We start from the raw sequence: 21,510 nt of genomic DNA, 5'->3' as shown, positions 1-21,510 counted from the left end.
TCTGTGGCGACATAGGGCGCATGGGAGGCGCACGATGCGTGTCGCACGCATCCCCTGCGCTCTCCGCCCCGGAAAAGGAGGGTTGGGCCCGATCTGCCCGGTCCGCACCGCACCGCCCGGAGGCGTTTCGCCTGCCGGGCGGTGCGGTGGTCGTACGGGTGGGGCCGGCAACACGCCGGGGCCCGGGGCTCGCGCCCCGGGACGAACCACGACTCAGGCGAGGCCGAGCTTCTCCGCCGCGGCGGCGGCGTCGACCGGGACGGTGACGGGCTGCGGTGCGCCCGCGACGGCCCAGTCGGGGTCCTTGAGGCCGTTGCCGGTGACGGTGCAGACGATCCGCTGGCCGGGATCGACCTTGCCCTCTTCGGCGGCCTTGAGCAGACCGGCGACGGAGGCGGCCGAGGCGGGCTCCACGAAGACACCCTCCTGTGCGGCCAACAGGCGGTAGGCGGACAGGATTTGACGGTCCGTCACCTCGTCGATGAAGCCGCCGGACTCGTCCCGGGCGGCCAGGGCGTAGTTCCAGGAGGCCGGGTTGCCGATCCGGATCGCGGTGGCGATCGTCGCCGGGTCCTTGACGATCTCGCCGCGCACGATGGGCGCGGAACCGGAGGCCTGGAAGCCCCACATGCGGGGCCGGTGGGTGGCCACGGCGTCACCGGCGTACTCGGTGTAGCCCTTCCAGTAGGCCGTGATGTTGCCCGCGTTGCCGACCGGCAGGACGTGGATGTCCGGGGCGTCGCCGAGCGCGTCGACGATCTCGAACGCGGCGGTCTTCTGGCCCTCGATGCGGACCGGGTTGACCGAATTGACCAGCGCCACGGGGTAGTTGTCCGAGAGCGAGCGGGCCAGCGTCAGGCAGTCGTCGAAGTTGCCGTCGACCTGGAGGATCTTGGCGCCGTGCACGAGCGCCTGCCCCATCTTGCCGAGCGCGATCTTGCCGCGCGGCACGAGGACGGCGCAGACCATCCCGGCGCGCACCGCGTACGCGGCGGCGGAGGCGGAGGTGTTGCCGGTGGAGGCGCAGATGACGGCCTGCGCACCCTCCTCCTTGGCCCGGGTGATGGCCATGGTCATGCCGCGGTCCTTGAACGAACCGGTGGGGTTGGCGCCCTCGACCTTGAGGTGCACCTCGCAACCCGTGCGCTCGGACAGGACCTGCGCCGGAACGAGGGGCGTACCGCCCTCACGGAGCGAGACGACCGGCGTCGTGCTCGTGACCGGGAGCCGGTCCCGGTACTCCTCGATGATGCCGCGCCACTGGTGGGTGCCCTTGCTGGTCATGGGTCCTTACTCCCCTTCAACACGCATGATGCTGGCGACACCGCGCACGGTGTCGAGCTTGCGCAGCGCTTCGACGGTCGCCGAGAGAGCGGCGTCGGGCGCGCGGTGGGTGACGACGACGAGAGAAGCCTCGCCGTTCGAGTCCTGACGTCCCTGCTGACGAACGGTATCGATCGACACACCCTGCTCGGCGAAGACCGTGGCGACCTGGGCGAGAACACCCGGTTTGTCGGCGACGTCGAGGCTGATGTGGTAGCGCGTCACGACCTCGCCCATCGGGCTGACGGGCAGGCGCGTGTAGGCGGACTCGCCCGGGCCGGTGGCCCCGTTGAGCTTGTTCCGGCAGACGGCGACGAGGTCGCCGAGGACCGCCGACGCGGTCGGCGAACCGCCGGCGCCGGGGCCGTAGAACATCAGCTGCCCGGCCGCCTCGGCCTCGACGAAGACCGCGTTGTAGGCCTCGCGGACGGAGGCCAGCGGGTGGCTGAGCGGGATCATCGCGGGGTGGACACGCGCGGTGACCGACTGCCCGTCGGCCGCCCGCTCGCAGATGGCGAGGAGCTTGACGGTGCAGCCCATGCGCCGGGCGGAGGCGATGTCGGCGGCGGTGACCTCGGTGATGCCCTCACGGTGCACCTCGCCGATCCGCACCCGGGTGTGGAACGCGATCCCGGCGAGGATCGCGGCCTTCGCGGCGGCGTCGAAGCCCTCGACGTCGGCGGTCGGGTCGGCCTCGGCGTACCCGAGGGCGGTGGCTTCGTCGAGCGCCTCGGAGTAGCCGGCGCCGCTGGTGTCCATCTTGTCGAGGATGAAGTTGGTCGTGCCGTTGACGATGCCGAGCACCCGGTTGACCTTGTCGCCGGCGAGGGACTCGCGCAGCGGGCGGACCAGCGGGATGGCCCCGGCGACGGCGGCCTCGTAGTAGAGGTCGCGGCCGTGCTCCTCGGCGGCGGCGTGCAGGGCCGTGCCGTCCTCGGCGAGGAGCGCCTTGTTGGCGGAGACGATGCTCGCGCCGTGTTCGAAGGCGGTGGTGATGAGGGTGCGGGCGGGCTCGATACCGCCGATGACCTCGATGACCACATCGATGTCACCGCGCTTGACCAGGGCCGTGGCGTCGGTGGTGATGAGCGCGGGGTCGATGCCCTCGCGGACCTTCGACGGGCGGCGGACGGCGACGCCGACGAGCTCGACCGGCGCGCCGATGCGCGCGGCGAGGTCGTCGGCGTGCGTCGTCATGATGCGCGCCACCTCTGAGCCGACCACACCACAGCCCAGCAGCGCCACCTTCAGCGGACGCGTACGCATCATCCGACCTCGTTTCTCCTACATCCGATGTGTGGGACAGTCTCACTCACCGGACGGGCGATTCTGTCACTCGTCCGGATTCTGAGACATCTATTTCATCAGCCGACATCGAGACGCAGGAGATCTTCCTCCGTCTCGCGCCTGACGATGACGCGCGCCTCTCCGTCGCGCACGGCGACGACGGGCGGGCGGAGCGCGTGGTTGTAGTTGCTCGCCATCGAGCGGCAGTACGCCCCGGTGGCCGGTACGGCGATCAGGTCGCCCGGCGCGAGGTCGGAGGGGAGGAACGCGTCCTTCACCACGATGTCGCCGCTCTCGCAGTGCTTGCCGACGACCCGGACCAGCATCGGCTCGGCGTCGGAGCTGCGCGAGACGAGCGCGACGCTGTACGCGGCGTCGTAGAGCGCGGTGCGGATGTTGTCGGACATCCCGCCGTCGACGCTGACGTACGTGCGGAGCCCTTCGAGCGGCTTGATGGTGCCGACCTCGTACAGGGTGAAGGCGGTGGGGCCGACGATGGCGCGGCCCGGCTCGACGGAGATCCGGGGGGTGGCGAGGCCGGACGCCTCGCACTCGCGGGTGACGATGTCGCCGAGCGCCTTGGCGATCTCGTGCGGCTCGCGGGGGTCGTCGTCGGAGGTGTAGGCGATACCCAGACCGCCGCCGAGGTCGATCTCGGCGAGCTCGACGCCGTGCTCGTCGCGCACCTCGGCGAGGAGCTGGACCACGCGGCGGGCGGAGACCTCGAAACCGGCCATGTCGAAGATCTGCGAGCCGATGTGCGAGTGGATGCCGGTGAGCTCCAGGCCGTCCAGGGTGAGGGCGCGGCGGACCGCTTCGGCGGCCAGGCCGCCGGCGAGCGCGATGCCGAACTTCTGGTCCTCGTGCGCGGTGGCGATGAACTCGTGGGTGTGCGCCTCCACGCCCACGGTGACCCGGATCTGCACCTGCTGGCGCTTGCCGAGCCGCTGGGCGACGTGGGCGACGCGGGCGATCTCCTGGAAGGAGTCGAGGACGATCCGGCCGACACCGGCCTCGACGGCCCGCTCGATCTCGGCGGCCGTCTTGTTGTTGCCGTGGAAGGCGATGCGCTCGGCGGGCATCCCGGCGTCGAGCGCGGTGGTCAGCTCGCCGCCGGAGCAGACGTCGAGGTTGAGCCCCTCCTCGCGGAGCCAGCGCACGATCGCGCGGGAGAGGAACGCCTTGCCCGCGTAGTAGACGTCGGCGTCGGGCCCGAAGGCGTCGGACCAGGCGCGGCAGCGGGCCCGGAAGTCGGCCTCGTCCAGGAAGTACGCCGGGGTGCCGAACTCCTCGGCGAGCCGGGCGACTTCGATGCCGCCGACGGTGAGGGCGCCGGCCGCGTCACGGGTGACGGTGCGCGACCAGACCTTCTCGTCGAGGAGGTTCAGGTCGGCGGGCGGGGCCGCGTAGTGGCCCTCGGGGACGACATCGGCGTGACGGGGTCCGGCGGGGTGGGCGGAACGGCTCATCGTATGACTCTCTCGGGTCTCTCAAAGGTGTTCGGGCGCACTGATACCGAGCAGGGACAGGCCGCCGGCCAGCACCGTCCCGGTGGCTTCGGCGAGGGCCGGCCGGGAGCGGTGGGCGGCCGAGGGTTTCTCGTCGCCGGCGGGGAGCGGGGGACAGGCGTCGTGGAAGTCGAAGAAGGCGTGCGCGACGGCTTCGAGGTGGCGGGCGAGCCGGTCGGGCGCGCGGTGCCGGGCGGCGGCGAGGAGGACCGCCGGGTGGTCGGCGAGGAGGGCGGTCAGCGCGAGGGCGGCGGGCTCCTTGAAGGGGGCGGTGTCCTGCGGGGCGGTGTCCTGCGGGGCGGTGTCCTGCGGGGCGGTGTCCTGCGGGGCGGTGTCCTGCGGGGCGGTGTCGTCCCGGGCGCCTTCGTCGCCCGCGTCCGGGGCGACCCGGAGGCCGAGGGCGCGGGCGGCCCGGGTGACGGCGTGGGCGCGGGAGCGGGCGTAGCGGACCAGGAAGAGCGGGTTGGCGACGGTCTGGACGAGCAGTCCGTCGTCGAGCGCGGCCCGGTCGTGCCCGGCGGGCCGGAGCAGCCCCCAGCGGGCGGCGTCGGACCCGAGGCGTACCAGGAGGTCGGCGGCGGGCACCCCGGCGGGCACGGGCCGAATCGTTCCGTCGGTACCGGCCTCGGCGCCTGAGCCCCTGCCTGCGGCGACCCCGAGGCCGCGCCAGCCGGGGTCGACGGGTCCGGCGGGGAGGGTGCGCGGGGCGGCGCCCTGGGACCGCAGCAGGGCGGCGACGGCGTCGGCGGTGACGGCGGCCCGGACCTCGGCCGCGTACGGCAGCAGGGGCGTCTCGCCGCCCAGCGCCGTCCCGTGGCCGTACTCCGCGCCGCGCGCCGCCACCTCGCGTACGAGGGCGATCCGGGCGGCTCCGTCGGCGGAGGCGTCGAGCGTGAGGTTGAGGAACCCGGGCCCGGTGATCTCGACCCGCCCGATCCCGGGCTCGGCCGCGATGCGGTCCTTGAGGATGCGGGCGACCTCGTGCGCGGGCAGCGCCGCCGGACGGGCGAGCTGGAGCGCGACGGCGCAGGCGTAGTCCCCGCTGCCCCCGGGGCGGGTCCTCTCCACCCGTACACGTGCGGGCACGGCCACGCGCAGGGCGTCCTCGACCACCGCGCGGCGCACGGCGTGCAGCACGGTCCTGGAGAGGTCGGCGGGGGTCACGGGACCAGCCTAGGGGAGGAAGGGGGGCGCTCCGCGACCCCGTTTCGCCATACGGGCAGCCGCCGGGCCCCACTGGACGGGATGAGGGCAGGTACTCAGCGCGCGGCGCTGCCCGCCCGGCCGGCGCCGAAACCGCCGTCCACCGCGGAGGGCCCGTCCGGCAGCGCGAGGCGGCGCACCAGTCGCACCAGCTCGCTGGGCTCGAACGGCTTCGCCAGGAACGCCTCCACACCTGCGGCGACGCCACGATCCGCCTCGTCGGGGGTGCAGGCGCTGATGATCGCGACCGGAATGGCGCTGGTACGGGGGTCCTCGCGGAGCCGGGCGGCGGTCCGGGGACCGTCGAGGCGGGGCATCATGACGTCGAGGGTGATCACGTCGGGCCGCACGCGGTGCACGACGTCCAGGCACTCGACACCGTCGGACGCGGTCACGACCTCGAAGCCCTCAAGCTCCAGGTTGACCCTGATCAGATGCCGGATGACCTTGTTGTCGTCCACAACAAGCACGCGGCCGTACGCCCCTGACACGTTTCGAGAGTAGGTGCGCCCCAGGGGCTGCGTCCGGGTTTTGCCCACTTCCGCCCCCGGGGGCCGCACCGGCCCGGCTCTCCCCGCGTACGCGAATCGCCCAGCGCCGCGGAAATACCCGTTCACGGACACCCCTCGGGAGCTGGTAGTGTTTCACCCGTCGCCGAGCAACACAGCGATACGCCCCCGTAGCTCAGGGGATAGAGCATCGGCCTCCGGAGCCGGGTGCGCAGGTTCGAATCCTGCCGGGGGCACTTCCGGACAGAGGGTCCGATCAGCGGAAACGCCGATCGGGCCCTTTCTCGTTGGCCCGCCGTTTTCCCTCGCCCGCTCGCGGCCCCGGGCCGCCCGGGGCCGGGCAGGTCTCGTCGCCCTCGACGTCCCGCATGCCGATGCGGGACCGGACTCGTCGAAGCCGTCGGCCCGCAGATCCCGCGCGTACACCGCGACCAGCCGGACTGCGGCTGCATACTCAGCCCGTCGACTCGTCCGGGGTCGGGTGGTCCGGGTGAACGCCCGCGTTGCGGGCGGAGCGCGCGCCTGCTCCGGCCTCGTCCGGGTCGGTCCCGTCGGCGTCGGTGTCGTCCTGCTGCTGGTCCGCCCAGGGCGGCGGGGAGACGTCCAGGGCGTCCTCGCCCTCCTGCACCTGCTGGTCGGGCATGTCGGCGGGTATGGGCGGCGGGCTGCCCGAGGCGCCGGTGTAGGCGGGTCCCTCTGGCCTGCGGTCGGTCATCTGCGTTCTCCGTTCGACCTGCCCCATGGTTGCCGGGGCGCGGGTGTGCCGCCACTCCGGGTACCCGGGGCGTGCCCGCCGAATCCCTCCGGGCAGGGGGGCTCACCGCCGCCCCGGTCGGATGAACTCCGGCCGGCGACCGGTCGCCGGGCCGCCCGCCGGGGGAAGGACTGCCCCCATGCAGACCTTCCTGCCCTACCCGGACTTCCGCCGCAGCGCGCGCGTCCTCGACGTCCGCAGGCTGGGGAAGCAGCGGGTCGAGGCGGTGCAGGTCCTGCGGGGACTCACGGTGCCCGGCTACGGCTGGCGTCACCATCCCGCCGTCCGGATGTGGACCGGTTACGAGGAGGCGCTGGTGCGGTACGGCCTCGACGTCTGCGAGGTGTGGGCGGACGAGGGCCGGGCGGACACCTGCGCGGCGACGCTGCTGGTGGACCTCGCCGCGTCCCGAGGGCGCACCCGGGTGCGGGTCCGCAGCGAGGAGGCACTCGCGGAGGCGGGCGAGCTGCCGCCCTGGCTCGGCGAGGAGGCCTTTCACCTGAGCCACCGCTCCGCGCTCGTCCGCAAGGACCCCGAGCACTACCGGCCGCTCTTCCCGGGGGTCCCGGAGGGCCTGCCGTACGTCTGGCCGCGCTCCGACCGCGACGCGGAGAGCGGGCGGACCCCCCAGGGCGGGTAGCGGCGTACGCCGGGCCCGCCGGATGCGCGGCGCCCCCGGGCGACGGGACGCCGGGGTCAGGCCGTGCGCGCCGCCGGACGGTCCGCGCCGAAGACGTCCGGCTGTCCGGAATCCGCGATCTCGTGCCCCTCGGCAGAAGCGCGGGCCTCCGCGAAGGCGCGGGCGCCGCGCCGGGGCGAGGTGTCCAGCCGTCCGAGGACGCCGGGGACCGCGATGCTGGGCAGCACCAGGTCGTACAGAAGCGAGATGCGCTCCTCGAAATCGGCCATCTCCGTGGCCGCCTGCGACATCAGCTGGATTCCGGTGAAGGAGCCGACCATCGTCTGGGCGGTCCGCTCGGGATCGACGTGCGGAAGCACCTCACCCTGCCCCTGAGCTGCGATGATCTGCTGGCTGGTCAGCATCGTCCAGTCGTGCCAGGGTTTTCCGAAGAAGCGCTGGTTGCTCTGATCGGCTGCAATGCGCGCGGCACCCCGCAACAGTGGCTCTCTCGGCAGCCGGTGCGCGAGGATCAGCCCCATGTCCACGAAGGACTGCATCTTCAGTGGTTGTTCGGGCGGCGGCTCGGTGACCGCATGATCCAGAACGCCTCGTGCCAAGTCTTCCTTGGAGGGGAAGTGGAAGTACAGCGCGCCCTTGGTCACCGCGGCCCGCTCCAGGATCTCCTGGATCGTCGCAGCCTCGTAGCCGCGTTCCGCGAAGACCGCTGCGGCGGCTGTCAGTACTGCGTTGCGCGTCCTGATCGCGCGCTCCTGCCGTGCCATTCGAGATCTCCTGACGATGCGCCTGACGGGGCTCAGTGTCTCCGGCACGTTCCCCTCAAGAAACCGGCTGGTCCGTATTCTATGGCACCGTTCCCGGCGGCCTCCAGTTGAGGCGGCGCCGGCGGCCTTGTGCCCGGCCGCGCTCCCCGCCCTCAACGGCCCTTCCGGTCGGCCTCCTTGAGGACGTACCGAACTGCTCCGTATTCGCGCTCGACCACCACTGATCACGTGCGCATTCATCCCTGGGGGGAGCACATGCACCACACCGTGAAGCACCACCACACCCCGTCCGTCCCCGAGTTCAGGACGGACGGCACCGCCTCGGTCCCGGCGCCCGGAAGGGGCCTGCCGGGCACCACGCCCCCGGTCCGCCCGGCGGACGCCCACCGTGTCCAGCCCGACGACGTACTGATCCGCGGCTACCGTCGGCTCGCCGAGAACACGTACGCGCTCGACATCGACTGGGCCGGGCGGCACGTCTTCTTCGAACCCGCACTCGGAAGTGTGCACCACCACATGCTGATCGCGCAGACCCTGAGACAGATCGGACTCAGCCTCGCACACACCGAGTTCGAGATCAGCTCCGCGCACCAGTTCCTGATGAGCGGAATGTCCTACTCCGTCGATCCGCGCCGGTCGACGGACCTGTCGCCGATCCGCGCGGAGGCGGTCTGCACGTGGACCGGGCGCAACGGTATCCGCATAGCCATCGCCCTGGAGCAGCACGGGTCGGTCTTCGTCCGGAGCGAGTCCGGGTTCTCCTGGGTGTCCGACCGGGTCTACCGGCGGCTGCGCGGCGCGCACCTGACCGGGCGGCCCGGGGTCATGCCGGCGCCGGTCGGTGCGCCGCCGGTCGGGCGGCGGGCGGCGGACGAGGTGGTGCTCGGCGCTTCGGGCCGGGCGCACCACTGGGAGTTGATCGCCGATACCGGGAATCCGGCGCTGATGGACCACCCGGTCGACCATGTGCCGGGGCTCGTGGTCATGGAGGCGAGCCAGCAGGCCGCGCACGCCGTCGTCGCGGGTACGGGCGACCGGTCGTGGTGCCCGCTCGCCACCGACATGCGTACGTCCCGGTACATCGAGTTCGACGCGCCGTGCTGGATCGACGCCCGCGAAGTTCCGCTGCCGGAGACGTCTTCGGGCGGCGCCCCGGACAGGGGTGACCGTCCGGACACGGGCGGTGCTCCGGGGAGGATCGCGGTGGAGGTGACCGGGACGCAGCGCGGGAGGGTCGCGTTCCGCAGTCTGGTGGAAGGGCTGGCCGCGCCCGTCGCCGTATCGGAGTGACGGACGGGTGAGGTCCCGGGGCCGGTGGCGGACGGGCGGGCCGATTCCGTGCCCGTGCGCCACCGGCTTCCGACCGTGCCCGTCAGGCCTGCGGGCGCCCGTCCCGCAGGACGGGGAGTTCCTGGTGGCCGTTGGAGATGAAGGACTTCACCGGGCGCAGCGAGGACGAGGGGACGGCGAGCGCCAGTTCGGGGAACCGGGCGAAGAGCGCGGAGAGGGCGGTGACGCCCTCCATCCTGGCGAGGGGCGCCCCGAGGCAGTGGTGGACGCCGTGTCCGAAGGCGAGATGGTCGCGGCGGGTCGCCCGGGTGAGGTCGAACCGGTCGGCGTCCGGTCCGTGCAGGTCCTCGTCGCGGCCCGCGCCGGCGACGGCCATGACGAGGGCGTCGCCCTGGGGCACGACCACGTCGCCGAGGTCGATGTCCTCGACGGCGTACCGGAGCATGAGGTTGGCCGCGGCCGGTTCCCAGCGCAGTGTCTCCTCGACCGCGTCCGCCCACGCGGCCTTGCCGGTGCGGATCAGTTCGAGCTGGTCGGGGTGGGTGAGCAGGGCGTGCACGGCGTGGTCGATCAGGTTGATGGTGGTCTCGTACCCGGCCGACAGGAAGTGGACGAGGGTGTCGAGCAGTTCCTGGTCGTCCAGGGGATTCGGTTCGCCGGAGGCGAGTCCGTCGCGCTGGATGGCGACCAGCGCGCTCGTGAGGTCGTCGCCGGGGGTCTCCCGCTTGAGGGCGACGAGTTCGTGGAGGATGCCGTACAGCTCCCCGGCATGGGCGCGTACTTCCTCGGCCGGGGTCGCGGTGCTGAACAGGGCGTCGAAGAGGGTGCAGAGCCGGTCGCGGCTGGTCAGCGGTACGCCGAACAGCTCGCAGATCACACGGGCGGGCAGCGGACCGGCGTACCGGGCGCGCAGGTCCACCGGTTCGCCCGCGGGCAACGCCTCGATCTCGTCGAGCAGTTCCTCGGTGATGCGGGTGACGACGGGGGCCAGGGCCTTGGTGCGGTGGGCCGTGAAGGCGCCGGAGACGAGCTTGCGCAGGCGGGTGTGGGCGGGGCCGTACGCCGTGAACATGCTGCGTATGGAGACCCACAGGGCCAGCGACCAGTCGGGCCCGACCTCGCCGTCGATCCAGGCGGGCCAGTGCTGGGCCGCGTCCTTCGAGACGTCCGGGGAGGTGAGCAGCCGGGTGATGACGGCCGGGTCGGCGACGGCCCAGGCGGGAACGCCTTCCGGCAGCTCGATCCGGGTGGCCGATCCGCCCGCGCGGATACGGGCGGCCTCGCCCTGGATGTCCGTACCGGAGGGGTCGAGCCGGAACGGGCAGCGCGCGGCGGTGCCGGCGGCGGGCTCGAAGGGAGCGGTGGCGACGTGGGGGTTCGTGTGCATGCTGTGTCTCTTCTCTGGACGGCTCGTGCCTGCGAGGACATTGGCCGCAGAGACGGTGATTCGGCAAGCGGAGGGGCGAACCGATTTCTCCGGCCGGTGGGGCGGAGGCGGTACGGGGACCCGTCGAGGGCCGGGACGCGAGGCCCCGAGTCCCGTACCGCCTCCGCGCACGGGCGGCTCAGACGATCGGCAGGCCCGGTGCCGGATGGGCGTCCATCAACTCCTTGACCTCGCCGCGGACCCGGGCGACCACCGTCTCGTCGCCGGTGCGTGCCGCGTCGACCACGGTGTCGATCCAGGCCGCCACGTCCGCCATCGCGGAGGCCGGGACGCCGCGCGAGGTGAGCGCGGGGGTGCCGATGCGCAGGCCGGACGGGTCGAAGGGCTTGCGGGTGTCGTACGGCACGGAGTTGTGGTTCACCACGATGCCCGCGCGGTCCAGGGCCTTGGCCGCGACCTTGCCGGGCACGTCCTTGCCGGTGAGGTCGACCAGCAGCAGGTGGTTGTCGGTGCCGCCGGAGACGAGGTCGAAGCCCCGCGCGGCCAGTTCTTCGCCGAGGAGCCGGGCGTTGGCGACCACCTGGTGGGCGTAGCCGGAGAAGTCCGGCCGCGCGGCCTCGCCGAGCGCGACCGCGATGGCGGCGGTGGTCTGGTTGTGCGGACCGCCCTGGAGCCCCGGGAAGACGGCCCGGTCGAGGGCGCGCGCGTGCTCGGCCGTGCTGAGCAGCATCGCGCCGCGCGGCCCGCGCAGCGTCTTGTGGGTGGTGGTGGAGACGACGTCGGCGTACGGGGCCGGCGAGGGGTGCGCCCCGCCCGCGATCAGCCCGGCGACGTGGGCGATGTCGGCGACCAGCACCGCACCGGTCTCACGGGCGATCTCGGCGAAGCCCGCGAAGTCGATGGTGCGGGGCACGGCCGTACCGCCGCAGAAGATCACTTTGGGGCGTTCGGCGAGGGCCAGGTCGCGCACCTCGTCCAGGTCGACCCGCCCGGTGTCACGGCGCACGCCGTAGCCCACGCCCCGGAACCAGGTGCCGGTGGCGGAGACGCCCCAGCCGTGGGTGAGGTGTCCGCCCATCGGCAGACCCATGCCGAGGACGGTGTCACCGGGGGCGCAGAACGCGAGGTAGACGGCGAGGTTGGCCGGCGAGCCCGAGTACGGCTGCACATTGGCGTGCTCCATGCCGAACAGGGCCCTGGCGCGCTCGACGGCCAGCCTCTCGACCTGGTCGATGACCTGCTGGCCCTCGTAGTAACGGCGGCCCGGGTAGCCCTCGGAGTACTTGTTCTGGAGGACGGTGCCGGACGCCTCCAGCACCGCTGCCGAGACGTAGTTCTCGCTGGCGATCATCCGCAGGGTGTCGGCCTGGAGCCGCTCCTCCGCGTCGATCAGCCCGGCGACTACGGGATCGGTGGCGGCGAGTGCCGGGCGGGCGGCGGAGGGCGGTGCGGACAGGGCGGTTCGGGATGCGAGTGCGGGTACGGTCATGAGACTCTCCCGGGTCGGCCGCGTCGTGCGGCATGGACCCGGATGCCCAGGCGGACGGCCTCCGGCGGTGGTCCTCCGGACGGGCCGGAGCGCGCCGCTCCCTCGTGGTCGTTTCCACGCAACGCCCCCGTGGGGCGCACGCCAGTCGCGGCACCCAGGACGTTACCGGCTCGGGCCGGAGCGCGCGCGGGAAAACACGGACGGATCGGAGCCGGCGGGGACCGCGTCGGCGTGACGGGGCCGGCGCGCGGACCGGCACGGGGGCCGAAATCCGGTGGACACGCGGCACGTGCGGCCCGTAGGACTGTCCCGCCCGAACGAGCCGGCGTCCGCGTACCCTCTCCGCCCGGCTCGGCCGCCTCCGTGCCCACTCCGCCCGGCAAGGCCGCCTCCGTGCCCACTCCGCCCGAGAAGAGAGGAGCCGCCCGTGGACCTTCCCCGCATCTTCACCATCCGCGAGAGCAGCCACCGCATCCACAACCCTTTCACGGCCGACAAGCTGGCCGCCCTGGGCCGGGCCCTGCGCCTGGAACCGGGGACCCGTGCACTCGATCTCGCCAGTGGCACCGGCGAGTTGCTGTGCACCTGGGCGCGTGACCACGGGATCACCGGTACGGGTGTCGACATCAGCACCGTGTTCACCGCCGAGGCCCGCGCCCGTGCGGCGGAACTCGGGGTGGCGGACCGGGTGGAGTTCGTGCACGGCGACGCCTCCGGGCATGTCGCGGACGTGCCCGTCGACCTCGCCGCCTGCGTCGGGGCGACCTGGATCGGCGGGGGCCTGGACGGGACGGTGGAGCTGCTGGCCCGCAGCCTGCGGCCGGGCGGCCTGATGCTGATCGGTGAGCCGTTCTGGCGCCGGGATCCCCCGGACCAGGAGACCGTCGAGGGCTGCCACGCGAGCGGTCCGGCCGACTTCCTGGCGCTGCCCGGGCTGCTCGGACGGTTCGGCGGTCTCGGGTACGACGTCGTGGAGATGGTGCTGGCGGACCAGGACAGCTGGGACAGGTACCGGGCGGCGCAGTGGCTCAACCTCCGCGGCTGGCTCGACCGGAACCCGGACGACGAACTGGCCGCCCAGGTACGTGCGGAGCTCACCACCGACCCCGTCCGCTACGCCCGGTACGAGCGCGAGTACCTCGGCTGGGGGGTGTTCGCCCTGATGAAGCGGTGATGCGGCGCCGTTGCCGCGTGATCGGTGGGTGCGGTGGGGCTGGGGGTGTTCGCCCGGACCGTGACGGACCGTCCGGTTCGTGCGTGGATGAGGGAGAAAAGGGAAGAGAGAGGGTGACCGGAAGGGCTCGACGGTGGGGGGACCGTATGGAGTCGGACGAGGGACGCGCACACCCGTACGACGGCGCTCCGGGGCCTGATCCGGGCCCGGGGCCCGCTCCGAGCCGGGGGCCTGATCCGAGCCGGGGGCCTGATCCGAGCCCGGGACGGGAACCGGGGCAGGATTCCGGACCGGCATCGACGGCCGCGTGGAGCTCCGGACCGGGCGGGCCGGTGGACGCACCGCCGCCTCCGCCGGGGCCGCCGCCCGTACCGCCCACCCCGCCGCTGCCTCCCTCGCCCCCGCCGCCCCCGCCGTCCCCGCCGCTGCCGCCTTTCGCCGGGCAGCCGTCGTCGGCCGGGCCGGTCGGGCCTCCCCCGCCGGGTGCCGGGCTGCGCGCCGTCGCGGCCGGGCTGCTCGGCCTCAGCGGCCTCGGTCTCGGCCATCTCCTCACCGGCCGCTGGATCCGCGCCGCCCTCTGCCTCGCCGCGACGGGCCTGCTGCTGCTCGCGGTCCTGCCCGCCGAGCCCGAGGGAGTGCCGGGCGGCGTACTCGTCGCCTACCTCGTCGTACTCGTGGTGGCCGCCGCCGACGCGGCGAGGGTCGCGCGGCGCACGGCGGTCGCCGGCTCCTGGCGGCCGGTGGTGGCCGCCGTGCTCGGACTGGTGCTGCTGGCCGTCCCGGCGGGCGGGGTGGCGCTCTACGGCTCCGCGCGCGACGAGGCGGTGCAGGAGATGCTGCTCGGCCGGCTGGAGACCGCCGACCGTGCGGTCGCGGCGGCGGACGGCCAGTCCTTCAGTACGGCGAAGGCGGCGTACACCTCGGCGTTCGCCGTCTACCGCGACCTCGGCCGGAAGCACCCGGACTCGCGTGCCGGGAAGCTGGTGCCGGACCGGCTGAAGTCCTACTACGCGGCGGTCTCCGTCCCGTACACCGAGAAGGACTTCTGCGCGGCGCTGGAGCCGCTGCGCTATCTGCGCACCTTGCCGAAGGGCTCGGACGCCGAACTGCTGGGCAGCCTCGCGCAGTCGCCCGACGAGCCGCTGGCCGAGTCCCTGTACGCGTGCGGGCTCTCCGAGCTCGGCTCGTACGACGCGGACGTCGCCTCCGTCTCCAAGGGGGCCGAACTGGCAGAGCTCCAGAGGACGTTCCCGGACTCGGCCGCCGCCGCGAAGGTGGCTCCGGCCGTCGACGCGCGGATCGCCGAGGAGACCGGAAAGCTGGGCGGCGCGGAGCCGTGCACGGTGACGGAGACCCTGCGCAGCATGAGCGCGACCGTCGGCGCCCTGACCGGGGACGACCTCAAGGCCTCGGCCGCCCGCGCGGACCGGGGCGTCCGGGACGGGGTGTACGCCTGCGGGGTGGACCAGTTCACGGAGAAGAAGTTCAGCGAGGCGCGCTCCACGCTGACCGACTTCGCCGACACGTACAAGGACGACGGGCGGCGCGGGCAGGCGCGGAACATCTCGATAGCCGCCGAGATCGCCGAGAACCGCCCCGCCGCCGGGGAAAAGCTGCCCCGGGCGAAGCGGCCGGGCGGCCCCACGATGGAGCTCGTCATCAGCAACGACGCGCCCAACACGGTGGAGGTCCTCTACACCGGACCGGTCACCGGCACCGTCACCCTGAAGGCGTGCGGGAGTTGCGGGCGGTACGACAGCACGGCCGCCGGGAACCGGCAGGCCTGCAAGGCGAGCGGGAAGAGCTACCCGAAGGCGCGTCTGCAGTTGCCCGCCGGTGACTACCACTTCCTGTACAAGCACGGGACCGGGGCGAGCGCGGCCGTGGACAGCTATGCGGACGGTTCGAAGATCGAGCCCGGGTACACCTACACCTCGTGCACGTACGTCGTCGAGCAGGACGACCCCTTCGGGCTGGACCCGCCCTCGCTGGACCTGCCGTCGATCGATCCGTCGGACATCGCCTGACCGGCCCGGGAAAGAACGCCCGGGGGTAGACGGCCGGGGGCGGACGGCTGGGGAGGACGGCCAGGGACGTTCAGGGCGTTCAGGGCGTTCAGGCGGAGGAGCGTGAGCTCCGCCCGCCCGAGGCGCTCCTGCCCGCCGCCGTCTTCTTCGTCGCCGGCTCGGCGGAGGACGTCCTCTTCTTCGCGGGTGCCGCGGGTGCCTTCTTCGCCGTCTTCCCCTTCGCGGTCGTCCTCGTCCCCGCCTTCCCCCCGGACGTCTTCTTCGCGGGAGCCTTCTTCGCCGCCGGCTTCCGGGCCGTCCCCTTGGCGGTGGACTTCTTCGCCCCGCTCTCCTCGGGCCGCGGCCTGCCGGAGTCCGGGCCGGCCGAGCGGGAGACGCTCCTGCCGGCCGGCGTGGTGCGCGTGGTGCGCCCGATGTGGTGGACGTCGGCCACCTTGCCGTCCGCGCCGTCCTCCCCGCCTCCTTCCCCGTCCCGTGACTCCTTCGCCGCGCGGACGCTCTTCTCCAGGGCGGCTACCAGGTCGATGACCTTTCCGCCGGTGTCCTCCTCCCGGGCGGGTGCCAGCGGCTCGCCCGCGGCCTTGGCGGCGACCAGCTCCTCCACCGCCTCGCGGTAGTCGTCGTGGAGCGTGTCCAGGTCCACCCCGCCGAGGGTGTCCATCAGGGCGTCGGCCAGATCGAGTTCGGCGTCGCGCACCTTGGCCGCGGTGTCCGGTACGACGTCCTCGGGCGACCGCAGCTCGTCCGGCCACAGGAGTCCGTGCATCACGATCACGTCCTCGGCCACCCGCAGCATCCCGAGCCGTTCCCGCCCCCGCAGGGCGAACTTGGCGACGGCCACCTTCTCGCTGCGCTTCAGCGCCTCCCGCAGGAGGGTGTACGGCTTCGCCGCCGGGACGCCGTTCGCGGAGAGGTAGTAGGCGGTGTCCATCTGGAGCGGGTCGATCCGGGTGGCCGGGACGAAGCCGAGGATCTCGATCGTCTTGTTCGTGGGGAGCGGGAGCGAGGCGAGGTCCTCGTCGGTGATCGGGATGAGGGTGCCGTCCGCGTCCTCGTACGCCTTGCCGGTCTCGGCGGAGGTCACCTCCTCCTCGTCGACCTCGCAGACCTTGCGGTAGCGGATGCGGCCGCCGTCGGTCAGGTGGACCTGGCGGAAGGAGACGGAGTGGTTCTCGGTGGCGTTCATCAGCTTGACCGGGATGCTGACCAGCCCGAACGAGATGGCGCCGTTCCAGATGGACCTCATGGAGCTCACTCTCGACCCCTTCCGACGACCACGCCCGGCGAGTCCCGGGGCCACGCCCGGCGATTCCCACGACCACACCCAGCGGTCCCGGCCACTCCGGCACATGACGCATATGTCGGGCGATTCGTGTGATTCTTATCGTATGACGCCGATCACGGAGGTGGAGGGGCGGCGGCTGGCGCTCAGCAACCTGGACAAGGTGGTGTACCCGGCGACCGGCACGACCAAGGGCGAGGTGCTGCACTACTACGCCGCCACGGTCGCGGGGGCGCTGCTCGCCCATCTGTACAACCGGCCGGTCTCCTTCCTGCGGTATCCGGACGGTGCGGAGGGACAGCACTTCTTCTCCAAGAACCCGCCGCCCGGTACGCCCGCCTGGGTGCGTACGGCGCGCGTTCCGCACCGGGGGGAGCGGGAGGCCGCCCAGGTCCTGGTGCAGGACCTGGCCTCGCTGATGTGGGCGGCCAATCTGATGGTCGAGTTCCACACCCCGCAGTGGCAGGCGGACGCACCGGCGGTCGCCGACCGGATGGTCTTCGACCTGGACCCGGGCGCCCCGGCGAGCGTGGTCGAATGCTGCGCGGTCGCCGGGTGGCTGCGCGAGCGGCTGGCGTCCGACGGGCTGCTCGCGTACGGGAAGACCTCCGGCTCCAAGGGGCTCCATCTGCTGGTCCCCCTGGAGCCCACCCCGTCCGACAGGGTGACGGCGTACGCGAAGAAGCTCGCGGTCGAGGCGGAGGCCGCACTGCCGGATCTGGTCGTCCACCGGATGAAGCGCGATCTGCGCCCGGGGAAGGTGTTCGTCGATTTCAGCCAGAACGCGGCAGCGAAGACCACCGCCACCCCCTACACCCTCCGTGCGCGCCCCGAACCGGCCGTCTCCGCGCCCCTCACCTGGGAGGAGATCGAGGCGTGCGGCGCCCCGGAGGAGCTGGTGTTCCTCGCGGGCGACATGGCCGCACGCCTGGAGACGTACGGTGACCTGCTCGGGCCGCTCATCAACCCGAATCGGGCCCGCCCGCTGCCCGTGGGCCGCCGGGGGCGCCGCCCCGGCGCGTGACGGCGCCTGCCGTGGGGCGTCTTCGAGCCGTCACTGTTCGGCCGGAGGCCGGGCCGCGGCGGCGGCCGGGGCGGCGGCCGGGGCGGCGGCCGGGGCGGCGGCCGGGGCGTGCGAGCGCGAGGCGGAGTCTCACCCCGATCCTGGATGTACCGGGGCGACCCCGGCAACGCGGCGCGCGTGCGTGCGTGCCAGGCGTCGCCCGGCAGACGGCCCGGTGAAGATGCGCCCCGGGGCGCACGGGTGCCGCCCGGCCGCCCCCACGGGCCGTCTCCGGGACCTCCCGCACCACAGCTCTCCCACAGCCCCGCTCCGCGGCGGCGGGAAAGCCCCGTCCCCCGGGCGGACCACCGCGGACCTGGGGCAGACTCGGTGCGAGGCGGGCACGGGTCGTCCCGGGAACCAACTCCGGCCGTGCGCCGTCGCAGCGGTTGAGCGTCGTGATCGGGGAGGGGATGGCCGGAGTGTTCTCGGGGATCGACGAGGTGGACTGGGCCTCGATGCAGCATGCCTACGGACCGGCCGACGATGTTCCGGCGCTGCTGGCGGGGCTGGCCTCCGCGGACCCGGCGCAACGCGAACGCGCCCTGGACGGGATGTACGGCGCCGTCCACCACCAGGGCGACGTGTACGCCTGCACGCTCGCGTGCATCCCGTTCCTCTTCGAGCTGGTCGCCGACCCCTCGGTGGCCGAGCGCGGCAGCGTCGTGGAGCTGCTGACCAGCATCGGCGGCATCGAGCTGGACGAGGACGACGAGGACGAACTCGACGAGGACGAGATCGAGGGCGCCGCCAACTACGCCATGGCCGCGGCGGCCGTCTGCGCCGGTGCGGAGGTCTTCGTCCAGCTGCTGGACGACCGCGATCGCGGCGTGCGGCTCGCGGCTCCTCTGGCGCTCGCGACGCTCCACCCCGAACCGGAGCGATGTCTCGGGCTGCTGCGGAAGCGCCTGCCGGTGGAGCAGGACGAGGAGGTGCGGCTCGCCCTCGTGGAGGCGGCCGGCCGCCTCGCGCTGCGCCACGACACGGTGGCCGACGCGGCGGCGCACTGGCTGAGCCGGCTCGCCATGCAGGAGTACGCGCCGGGCCTGCGGCTGGCGGCCCTCGCGCAGTTGGCGCGGTGCGCGCCCGGCGCACTCCCCGTCGACATCGTGCCCAGGGTCGCCGCCCTGCTGCGGGACCTGCGCGCGGCGCACCCGCCGTCCGGCCCGGCCACCCGGGCCGCAGCCGAGGCGGCCTCCCGGGAGGGCGCCCAGTCGCCGACCCTGATCGGCCAGTTGCGCGCCCTCCAGGCGGCGGAGGCGGCCGGGCGGGGCGCCCCCTGGGCCGCCGATCTGCTGCGCACCCTGCACGGGGCGCTCGGCGACCGTGTGGAGGACCGGGTGGCGCTCCTGGCCGACCAGCTGTGCAGCCCGGACGAGGGACAGCGGCTGGACGCGGTCCGGATGAGCGGCGGGCTGATCCGGGCGTGGCGGGGCTCGTACGACGAGGTGGTGCGGCTGGTCGGGGAACAGCTCGCCGAGCCCGACCCCCGGCTCAGCGAGGCCGCGGCGCATCTGCTGGCCGACATCCACACCCTCGCCGCCCCGGCGGCGGACGCGCTGGCGGCACGGGTGGCGCTCACACCCGAGCGCTGGGTCAGACAGTGGGACCACGGGCAGCCGAGCCTCGACCCGGCGGTACGGGCGCTGGCCAACGTCGGCGACCCCCGGGCGCTGCCGGTGCTGGCCGCCGTCCTGGAGCTGCCGGGCGTGCCGAACAACCTCGGGCACGCCGTGGCGGCGCTCGGTCCGGCCGCGTCCCCGCTGGCCGGGGCGCTGCGCCAAAGACTGGCGGAGGCCGGGCGGACGCCGTCCGAGTACGACGGCGCGACCGGGCTGATGGACGCCCTCGCCTCGCTGCGTGCGGACGAGGCGACGCCCGAGGTGCTGCGCGTCCTGCGGGGCGTACGGGGGCCCTCGGCCTGGCACGTGCGGCTGTCGGCGTTGCGGGCGCTCGGCGCGTTCGGGCCGGGGGCGCGGGGCGCGGTCGGGGAGCTGGAGACGCTGATGCGCGGGCCGGATCCGCGCGGGGCGGTCGACGCGGCGAACGCCCTCTACTCGGTCTCCGGCGACGTCGACGCGGTGCTCCCGGTGCTGCTCGACGGGCTGGCGGCGGAGGAGGGCCGCGACCTGCGGGCGGCGGCCGAGGCGCTGGGCCGGCTCGGTGGCAGGGCGGGGGTGGCCGAACCCCGGCTGCGGGCCCTGCTGGAGCACGACGAACTCTGGGTACGGGTGGACGCGGCGCTCGCGCTGTGCAAGGTTTCGGGACGGTCCACCGGAACGTGGCCGGTGCTGCTGGCCGCGTGGACGCAGAACGCGTACGTCCGCGTCCGGGTGGCGGGCACGCTGGCGCGGACGGGGGCGGCTGCGGCAGGGTCCGGGGCGGCGCACGCCCTGCGCGCCGAGCTGTCCTCCGTACGCCGTCACAACGCCCGGGACGGCGGGTACTCCGGCACGGACGTCCAGGAGGACGAACGCCTGCTGACGCTGTGCCGGCAGGCGCTGCGCCACGGGGACGGCCGGGGCTGAGCCGGCGCGCGTCCGGGCGGCCGGACCACAGGGGTGCCGGACCGACCGGTGCACCGCATCGCGGGGAGGCGGGCCGACGGGCCCGCGGCAGAACCGTACCGAAGGCAACAAGGAGAGACACGACATGATCATTTTCGGCACTCGGGGCTACCTGTACCAGCTGGCCGTCCTGACGATGGTGTGCGGCTGGTGCGGCAACCCGGCCGCGCACACCCTCCGCAAGCGGGTCACCAAGTTCACGCTGTTCTTCGTCCCGCTCTTCCCGATCTCCGTCAAGTACGCGACGCAGTGCACCTTCTGCGGCGGGGAGCAGAAGATAGCCAAGGAACAGGCGGACGCCCTGCTGGCCCAGTACACGGCGGGCCCGGACGGCGCCAACCCCTTCGGCCAGGCGGGCCAGGCCGGCCACCCCGCCCAGCCGGGCCAGGCCCCGCACCAGGGTCGAGCCCCGGGCCAGAACCCGTACAACAGCTGAGGCGGGCACGCCACCGGGGCGCCGCGCTCCTGGCGCGGCACTCCGGCGGGGTCCGTGCGCGGCGGCCTTGCGGCGCCCGGACCGCCGGCCGGGGCGCACGGGCCGGAGCGGGCGGGTGGCGGATACACCCGGACGGCCCATCGGCCGTCCCCCGTCCGCGTACATCACCCGGAGCGACTCTATGCGCGCGCGGCGTGGCGAACCTAGCGTGCGGGGAGCGGCCCCCGGGCCGCGGCCCCGCACCTCGCCCCCCACGTTTTCTGGAGGCAGCATGTCCTCTTCGTCCCTCCGCCGCATCGGCCTCGGTGTCGCCGCCGGCGTGCTCGCCGCGCTGACGGCCGCCGCGCCGACGTTCGCCGCCGGCCCTCTCCCGCAGCCGATGGACCACCCGCACCACCACGTCATCGCCTCCGACGACCCGGCGCCCGGGCACTGGGGGCCCGCCACCCACGGGAAGCCGGCCGTCGAGCCGCAGGTGAAGCCGGGTGACCACGGGAGGCCGGCGACCGACCCGCAGGTGACGCCCGCGGCGCCGAAGGTGACGTACCGGGGGCGGGTCATCGCCCGGCCGAGCCTGCTGCTCCGCGACCGCCCGACCCGCAGCAGCCGGATCGTGGGCGAGGTGCCGTACGGCACGATCGTCGACATCTTCTGCAAGACCCGGGGCGACAGCGTGGACGGCAACGACCGCTGGTACCTGCTGACCAACGGCACCTGGGCCTGGGGTTCCGCGCGCTACATCGAGAACATCGGTGCGGCCCCCGACTGGTGCTGACGCGCCTTCACCGCACGCGCCGTCACCGCATG

18 protein-coding genes and 1 tRNA gene are annotated in these 21,510 nt (G+C 73.6%); 9 read left to right on the top strand and 10 right to left on the bottom strand.

Annotated features, from left to right (window positions below):
* Positions 1–213: 213 nt before the first annotated feature.
* The 5 genes from thrC to ACFZAX_RS29890 all read right to left on the bottom strand — a co-directional run bounded on the left by thrC (position 214) and on the right by ACFZAX_RS29890 (position 5,812).
* Positions 214–1,284, bottom strand: a complete 1,071-nt coding sequence (gene thrC, locus ACFZAX_RS29910) for a threonine synthase (protein WP_390965432.1) — start codon at positions 1,282–1,284, stop codon at positions 214–216.
* A 6-nt stretch (positions 1,285–1,290) separates the two neighbouring features.
* Positions 1,291–2,592 carry a homoserine dehydrogenase gene (locus ACFZAX_RS29905; RefSeq protein ID WP_390965431.1) on the bottom strand — a complete coding sequence of 434 codons (1,302 nt, stop codon included), beginning with the start codon at positions 2,590–2,592 and terminating at the stop codon, positions 1,291–1,293.
* A 95-nt stretch (positions 2,593–2,687) separates the two neighbouring features.
* Complete coding sequence (lysA, locus tag ACFZAX_RS29900; protein ID WP_390965430.1) at positions 2,688–4,079, bottom strand: diaminopimelate decarboxylase; 1,392 nt, start codon at positions 4,077–4,079, stop codon at positions 2,688–2,690.
* Positions 4,080–4,100: 21 nt separating this feature from the next.
* Positions 4,101–5,282: an ArgS-related anticodon-binding protein NrtL gene (nrtL, locus tag ACFZAX_RS29895; protein WP_390965429.1), complete on the bottom strand. Its 1,182-nt coding sequence runs from the start codon at positions 5,280–5,282 to the stop codon at positions 4,101–4,103.
* Positions 5,283–5,377: 95 nt separating this feature from the next.
* On the bottom strand, positions 5,378–5,812 hold the full coding sequence (locus tag ACFZAX_RS29890) for a response regulator (protein ID WP_390965428.1): 435 nt from the start codon (positions 5,810–5,812) through the stop codon (positions 5,378–5,380).
* A 182-nt stretch (positions 5,813–5,994) separates the two neighbouring features.
* Between ACFZAX_RS29890 and ACFZAX_RS29885 the strand changes: the two genes are divergently transcribed.
* A tRNA-Arg gene (locus tag ACFZAX_RS29885) sits at positions 5,995–6,066 on the top strand.
* A 218-nt stretch (positions 6,067–6,284) separates the two neighbouring features.
* Here ACFZAX_RS29885 and ACFZAX_RS29880 read toward each other — a convergent pair.
* Positions 6,285–6,545, bottom strand: a complete 261-nt coding sequence (locus ACFZAX_RS29880; RefSeq protein WP_390965427.1) for a hypothetical protein — start codon at positions 6,543–6,545, stop codon at positions 6,285–6,287.
* 178 nt (positions 6,546–6,723) lie between these two features.
* Between ACFZAX_RS29880 and ACFZAX_RS29875 the strand changes: the two genes are divergently transcribed.
* Positions 6,724–7,224, top strand: a complete 501-nt coding sequence (locus tag ACFZAX_RS29875; protein ID WP_390965426.1) for an MSMEG_6728 family protein — start codon at positions 6,724–6,726, stop codon at positions 7,222–7,224.
* Between the two features lie 56 nt (positions 7,225–7,280).
* Here ACFZAX_RS29875 and ACFZAX_RS29870 read toward each other — a convergent pair whose 3' ends face one another.
* Complete coding sequence (locus ACFZAX_RS29870) at positions 7,281–7,988, bottom strand: ScbR family autoregulator-binding transcription factor (RefSeq protein WP_390965425.1); 708 nt, start codon at positions 7,986–7,988, stop codon at positions 7,281–7,283.
* Positions 7,989–8,243: 255 nt separating this feature from the next.
* On the opposite strand from ACFZAX_RS29870, the gene ACFZAX_RS29865 reads away from it, so the two are divergent.
* Positions 8,244–9,278 (top strand): ScbA/BarX family gamma-butyrolactone biosynthesis protein, encoded by a 1,035-nt coding sequence (locus ACFZAX_RS29865; RefSeq protein ID WP_390965424.1) that lies wholly within the window; start codon positions 8,244–8,246, stop codon positions 9,276–9,278.
* An 82-nt stretch (positions 9,279–9,360) separates the two neighbouring features.
* Here the strand turns inward: ACFZAX_RS29865 and ACFZAX_RS29860 are convergent, their stop codons facing one another.
* Positions 9,361–10,665, bottom strand: a complete 1,305-nt coding sequence (locus ACFZAX_RS29860; RefSeq protein ID WP_390965423.1) for a cytochrome P450 — start codon at positions 10,663–10,665, stop codon at positions 9,361–9,363.
* A gap of 178 nt (positions 10,666–10,843) precedes the next feature.
* Positions 10,844–12,154 (bottom strand): serine hydroxymethyltransferase, encoded by a 1,311-nt coding sequence (gene glyA, locus ACFZAX_RS29855; protein WP_390965422.1) that lies wholly within the window; start codon positions 12,152–12,154, stop codon positions 10,844–10,846.
* Between the two features lie 427 nt (positions 12,155–12,581).
* On the opposite strand from glyA, the gene ACFZAX_RS29850 reads away from it, so the two are divergent.
* Positions 12,582–13,328: a methyltransferase domain-containing protein gene (locus tag ACFZAX_RS29850; RefSeq protein WP_390965421.1), complete on the top strand. Its 747-nt coding sequence runs from the start codon at positions 12,582–12,584 to the stop codon at positions 13,326–13,328.
* Positions 13,329–13,714: 386 nt separating this feature from the next.
* The gene (locus ACFZAX_RS29845; protein WP_390965498.1) at positions 13,715–15,355 is read left to right on the top strand and encodes a hypothetical protein; all 1,641 of its coding nucleotides are present in this window, start codon (positions 13,715–13,717) and stop codon (positions 15,353–15,355) included.
* An 88-nt stretch (positions 15,356–15,443) separates the two neighbouring features.
* Here the strand turns inward: ACFZAX_RS29845 and ACFZAX_RS29840 are convergent, their stop codons facing one another.
* On the bottom strand, positions 15,444–16,601 hold the full coding sequence (locus ACFZAX_RS29840; protein WP_390965420.1) for a Ku protein: 1,158 nt from the start codon (positions 16,599–16,601) through the stop codon (positions 15,444–15,446).
* A 142-nt stretch (positions 16,602–16,743) separates the two neighbouring features.
* On the opposite strand from ACFZAX_RS29840, the gene ligD reads away from it, so the two are divergent.
* From ligD to ACFZAX_RS29820, 4 genes are all read left to right on the top strand, one after another.
* Positions 16,744–17,661: a non-homologous end-joining DNA ligase gene (gene ligD, locus ACFZAX_RS29835; RefSeq protein WP_390965419.1), complete on the top strand. Its 918-nt coding sequence runs from the start codon at positions 16,744–16,746 to the stop codon at positions 17,659–17,661.
* 461 nt (positions 17,662–18,122) lie between these two features.
* Positions 18,123–20,228 (top strand): HEAT repeat domain-containing protein, encoded by a 2,106-nt coding sequence (locus ACFZAX_RS29830; RefSeq protein WP_390965496.1) that lies wholly within the window; start codon positions 18,123–18,125, stop codon positions 20,226–20,228.
* A gap of 124 nt (positions 20,229–20,352) precedes the next feature.
* Positions 20,353–20,703: a zinc-ribbon domain-containing protein gene (locus ACFZAX_RS29825; protein ID WP_390965418.1), complete on the top strand. Its 351-nt coding sequence runs from the start codon at positions 20,353–20,355 to the stop codon at positions 20,701–20,703.
* 271 nt (positions 20,704–20,974) lie between these two features.
* Positions 20,975–21,478 (top strand): SH3 domain-containing protein, encoded by a 504-nt coding sequence (locus ACFZAX_RS29820; RefSeq protein ID WP_390965417.1) that lies wholly within the window; start codon positions 20,975–20,977, stop codon positions 21,476–21,478.
* The last annotated feature ends 32 nt before the right edge of the window (positions 21,479–21,510 follow it).

This window comes from Streptomyces sp. NPDC008125 (assembly GCF_042957125.1).
Taxonomy (GTDB): domain Bacteria; phylum Actinomycetota; class Actinomycetes; order Streptomycetales; family Streptomycetaceae; genus Streptomyces.
The sequence above is the reverse complement of the archived record's forward strand: the minus strand, read 5'-3'. Positions and strand labels throughout refer to the sequence as shown.

What these genes read in the sequence shown, in the direction of transcription:
- thrC (WP_390965432.1), bottom strand. Translation starts at nt 1,284, where the DNA reads ATGACCAGCAAGGGCACCCACCAGTGGCGCGGCATCATCGAGGAGTAC.
- ACFZAX_RS29905 (WP_390965431.1), bottom strand. Translation starts at nt 2,592, where the DNA reads ATGATGCGTACGCGTCCGCTGAAGGTGGCGCTGCTGGGCTGTGGTGTG.
- lysA (WP_390965430.1), bottom strand. Translation starts at nt 4,079, where the DNA reads ATGAGCCGTTCCGCCCACCCCGCCGGACCCCGTCACGCCGATGTCGTC.
- ACFZAX_RS29880 (WP_390965427.1), bottom strand. Translation starts at nt 6,545, where the DNA reads ATGACCGACCGCAGGCCAGAGGGACCCGCCTACACCGGCGCCTCGGGC.
- ACFZAX_RS29875 (WP_390965426.1), top strand. Translation starts at nt 6,724, where the DNA reads ATGCAGACCTTCCTGCCCTACCCGGACTTCCGCCGCAGCGCGCGCGTC.
- ACFZAX_RS29870 (WP_390965425.1), bottom strand. Translation starts at nt 7,988, where the DNA reads ATGGCACGGCAGGAGCGCGCGATCAGGACGCGCAACGCAGTACTGACA.
- ACFZAX_RS29865 (WP_390965424.1), top strand. Translation starts at nt 8,244, where the DNA reads ATGCACCACACCGTGAAGCACCACCACACCCCGTCCGTCCCCGAGTTC.
- ACFZAX_RS29860 (WP_390965423.1), bottom strand. Translation starts at nt 10,665, where the DNA reads ATGCACACGAACCCCCACGTCGCCACCGCTCCCTTCGAGCCCGCCGCC.
- glyA (WP_390965422.1), bottom strand. Translation starts at nt 12,154, where the DNA reads ATGACCGTACCCGCACTCGCATCCCGAACCGCCCTGTCCGCACCGCCC.
- ACFZAX_RS29840 (WP_390965420.1), bottom strand. Translation starts at nt 16,601, where the DNA reads ATGAGGTCCATCTGGAACGGCGCCATCTCGTTCGGGCTGGTCAGCATC.
- ligD (WP_390965419.1), top strand. Translation starts at nt 16,744, where the DNA reads ATGACGCCGATCACGGAGGTGGAGGGGCGGCGGCTGGCGCTCAGCAAC.
- ACFZAX_RS29825 (WP_390965418.1), top strand. Translation starts at nt 20,353, where the DNA reads ATGATCATTTTCGGCACTCGGGGCTACCTGTACCAGCTGGCCGTCCTG.
- ACFZAX_RS29820 (WP_390965417.1), top strand. Translation starts at nt 20,975, where the DNA reads ATGTCCTCTTCGTCCCTCCGCCGCATCGGCCTCGGTGTCGCCGCCGGC.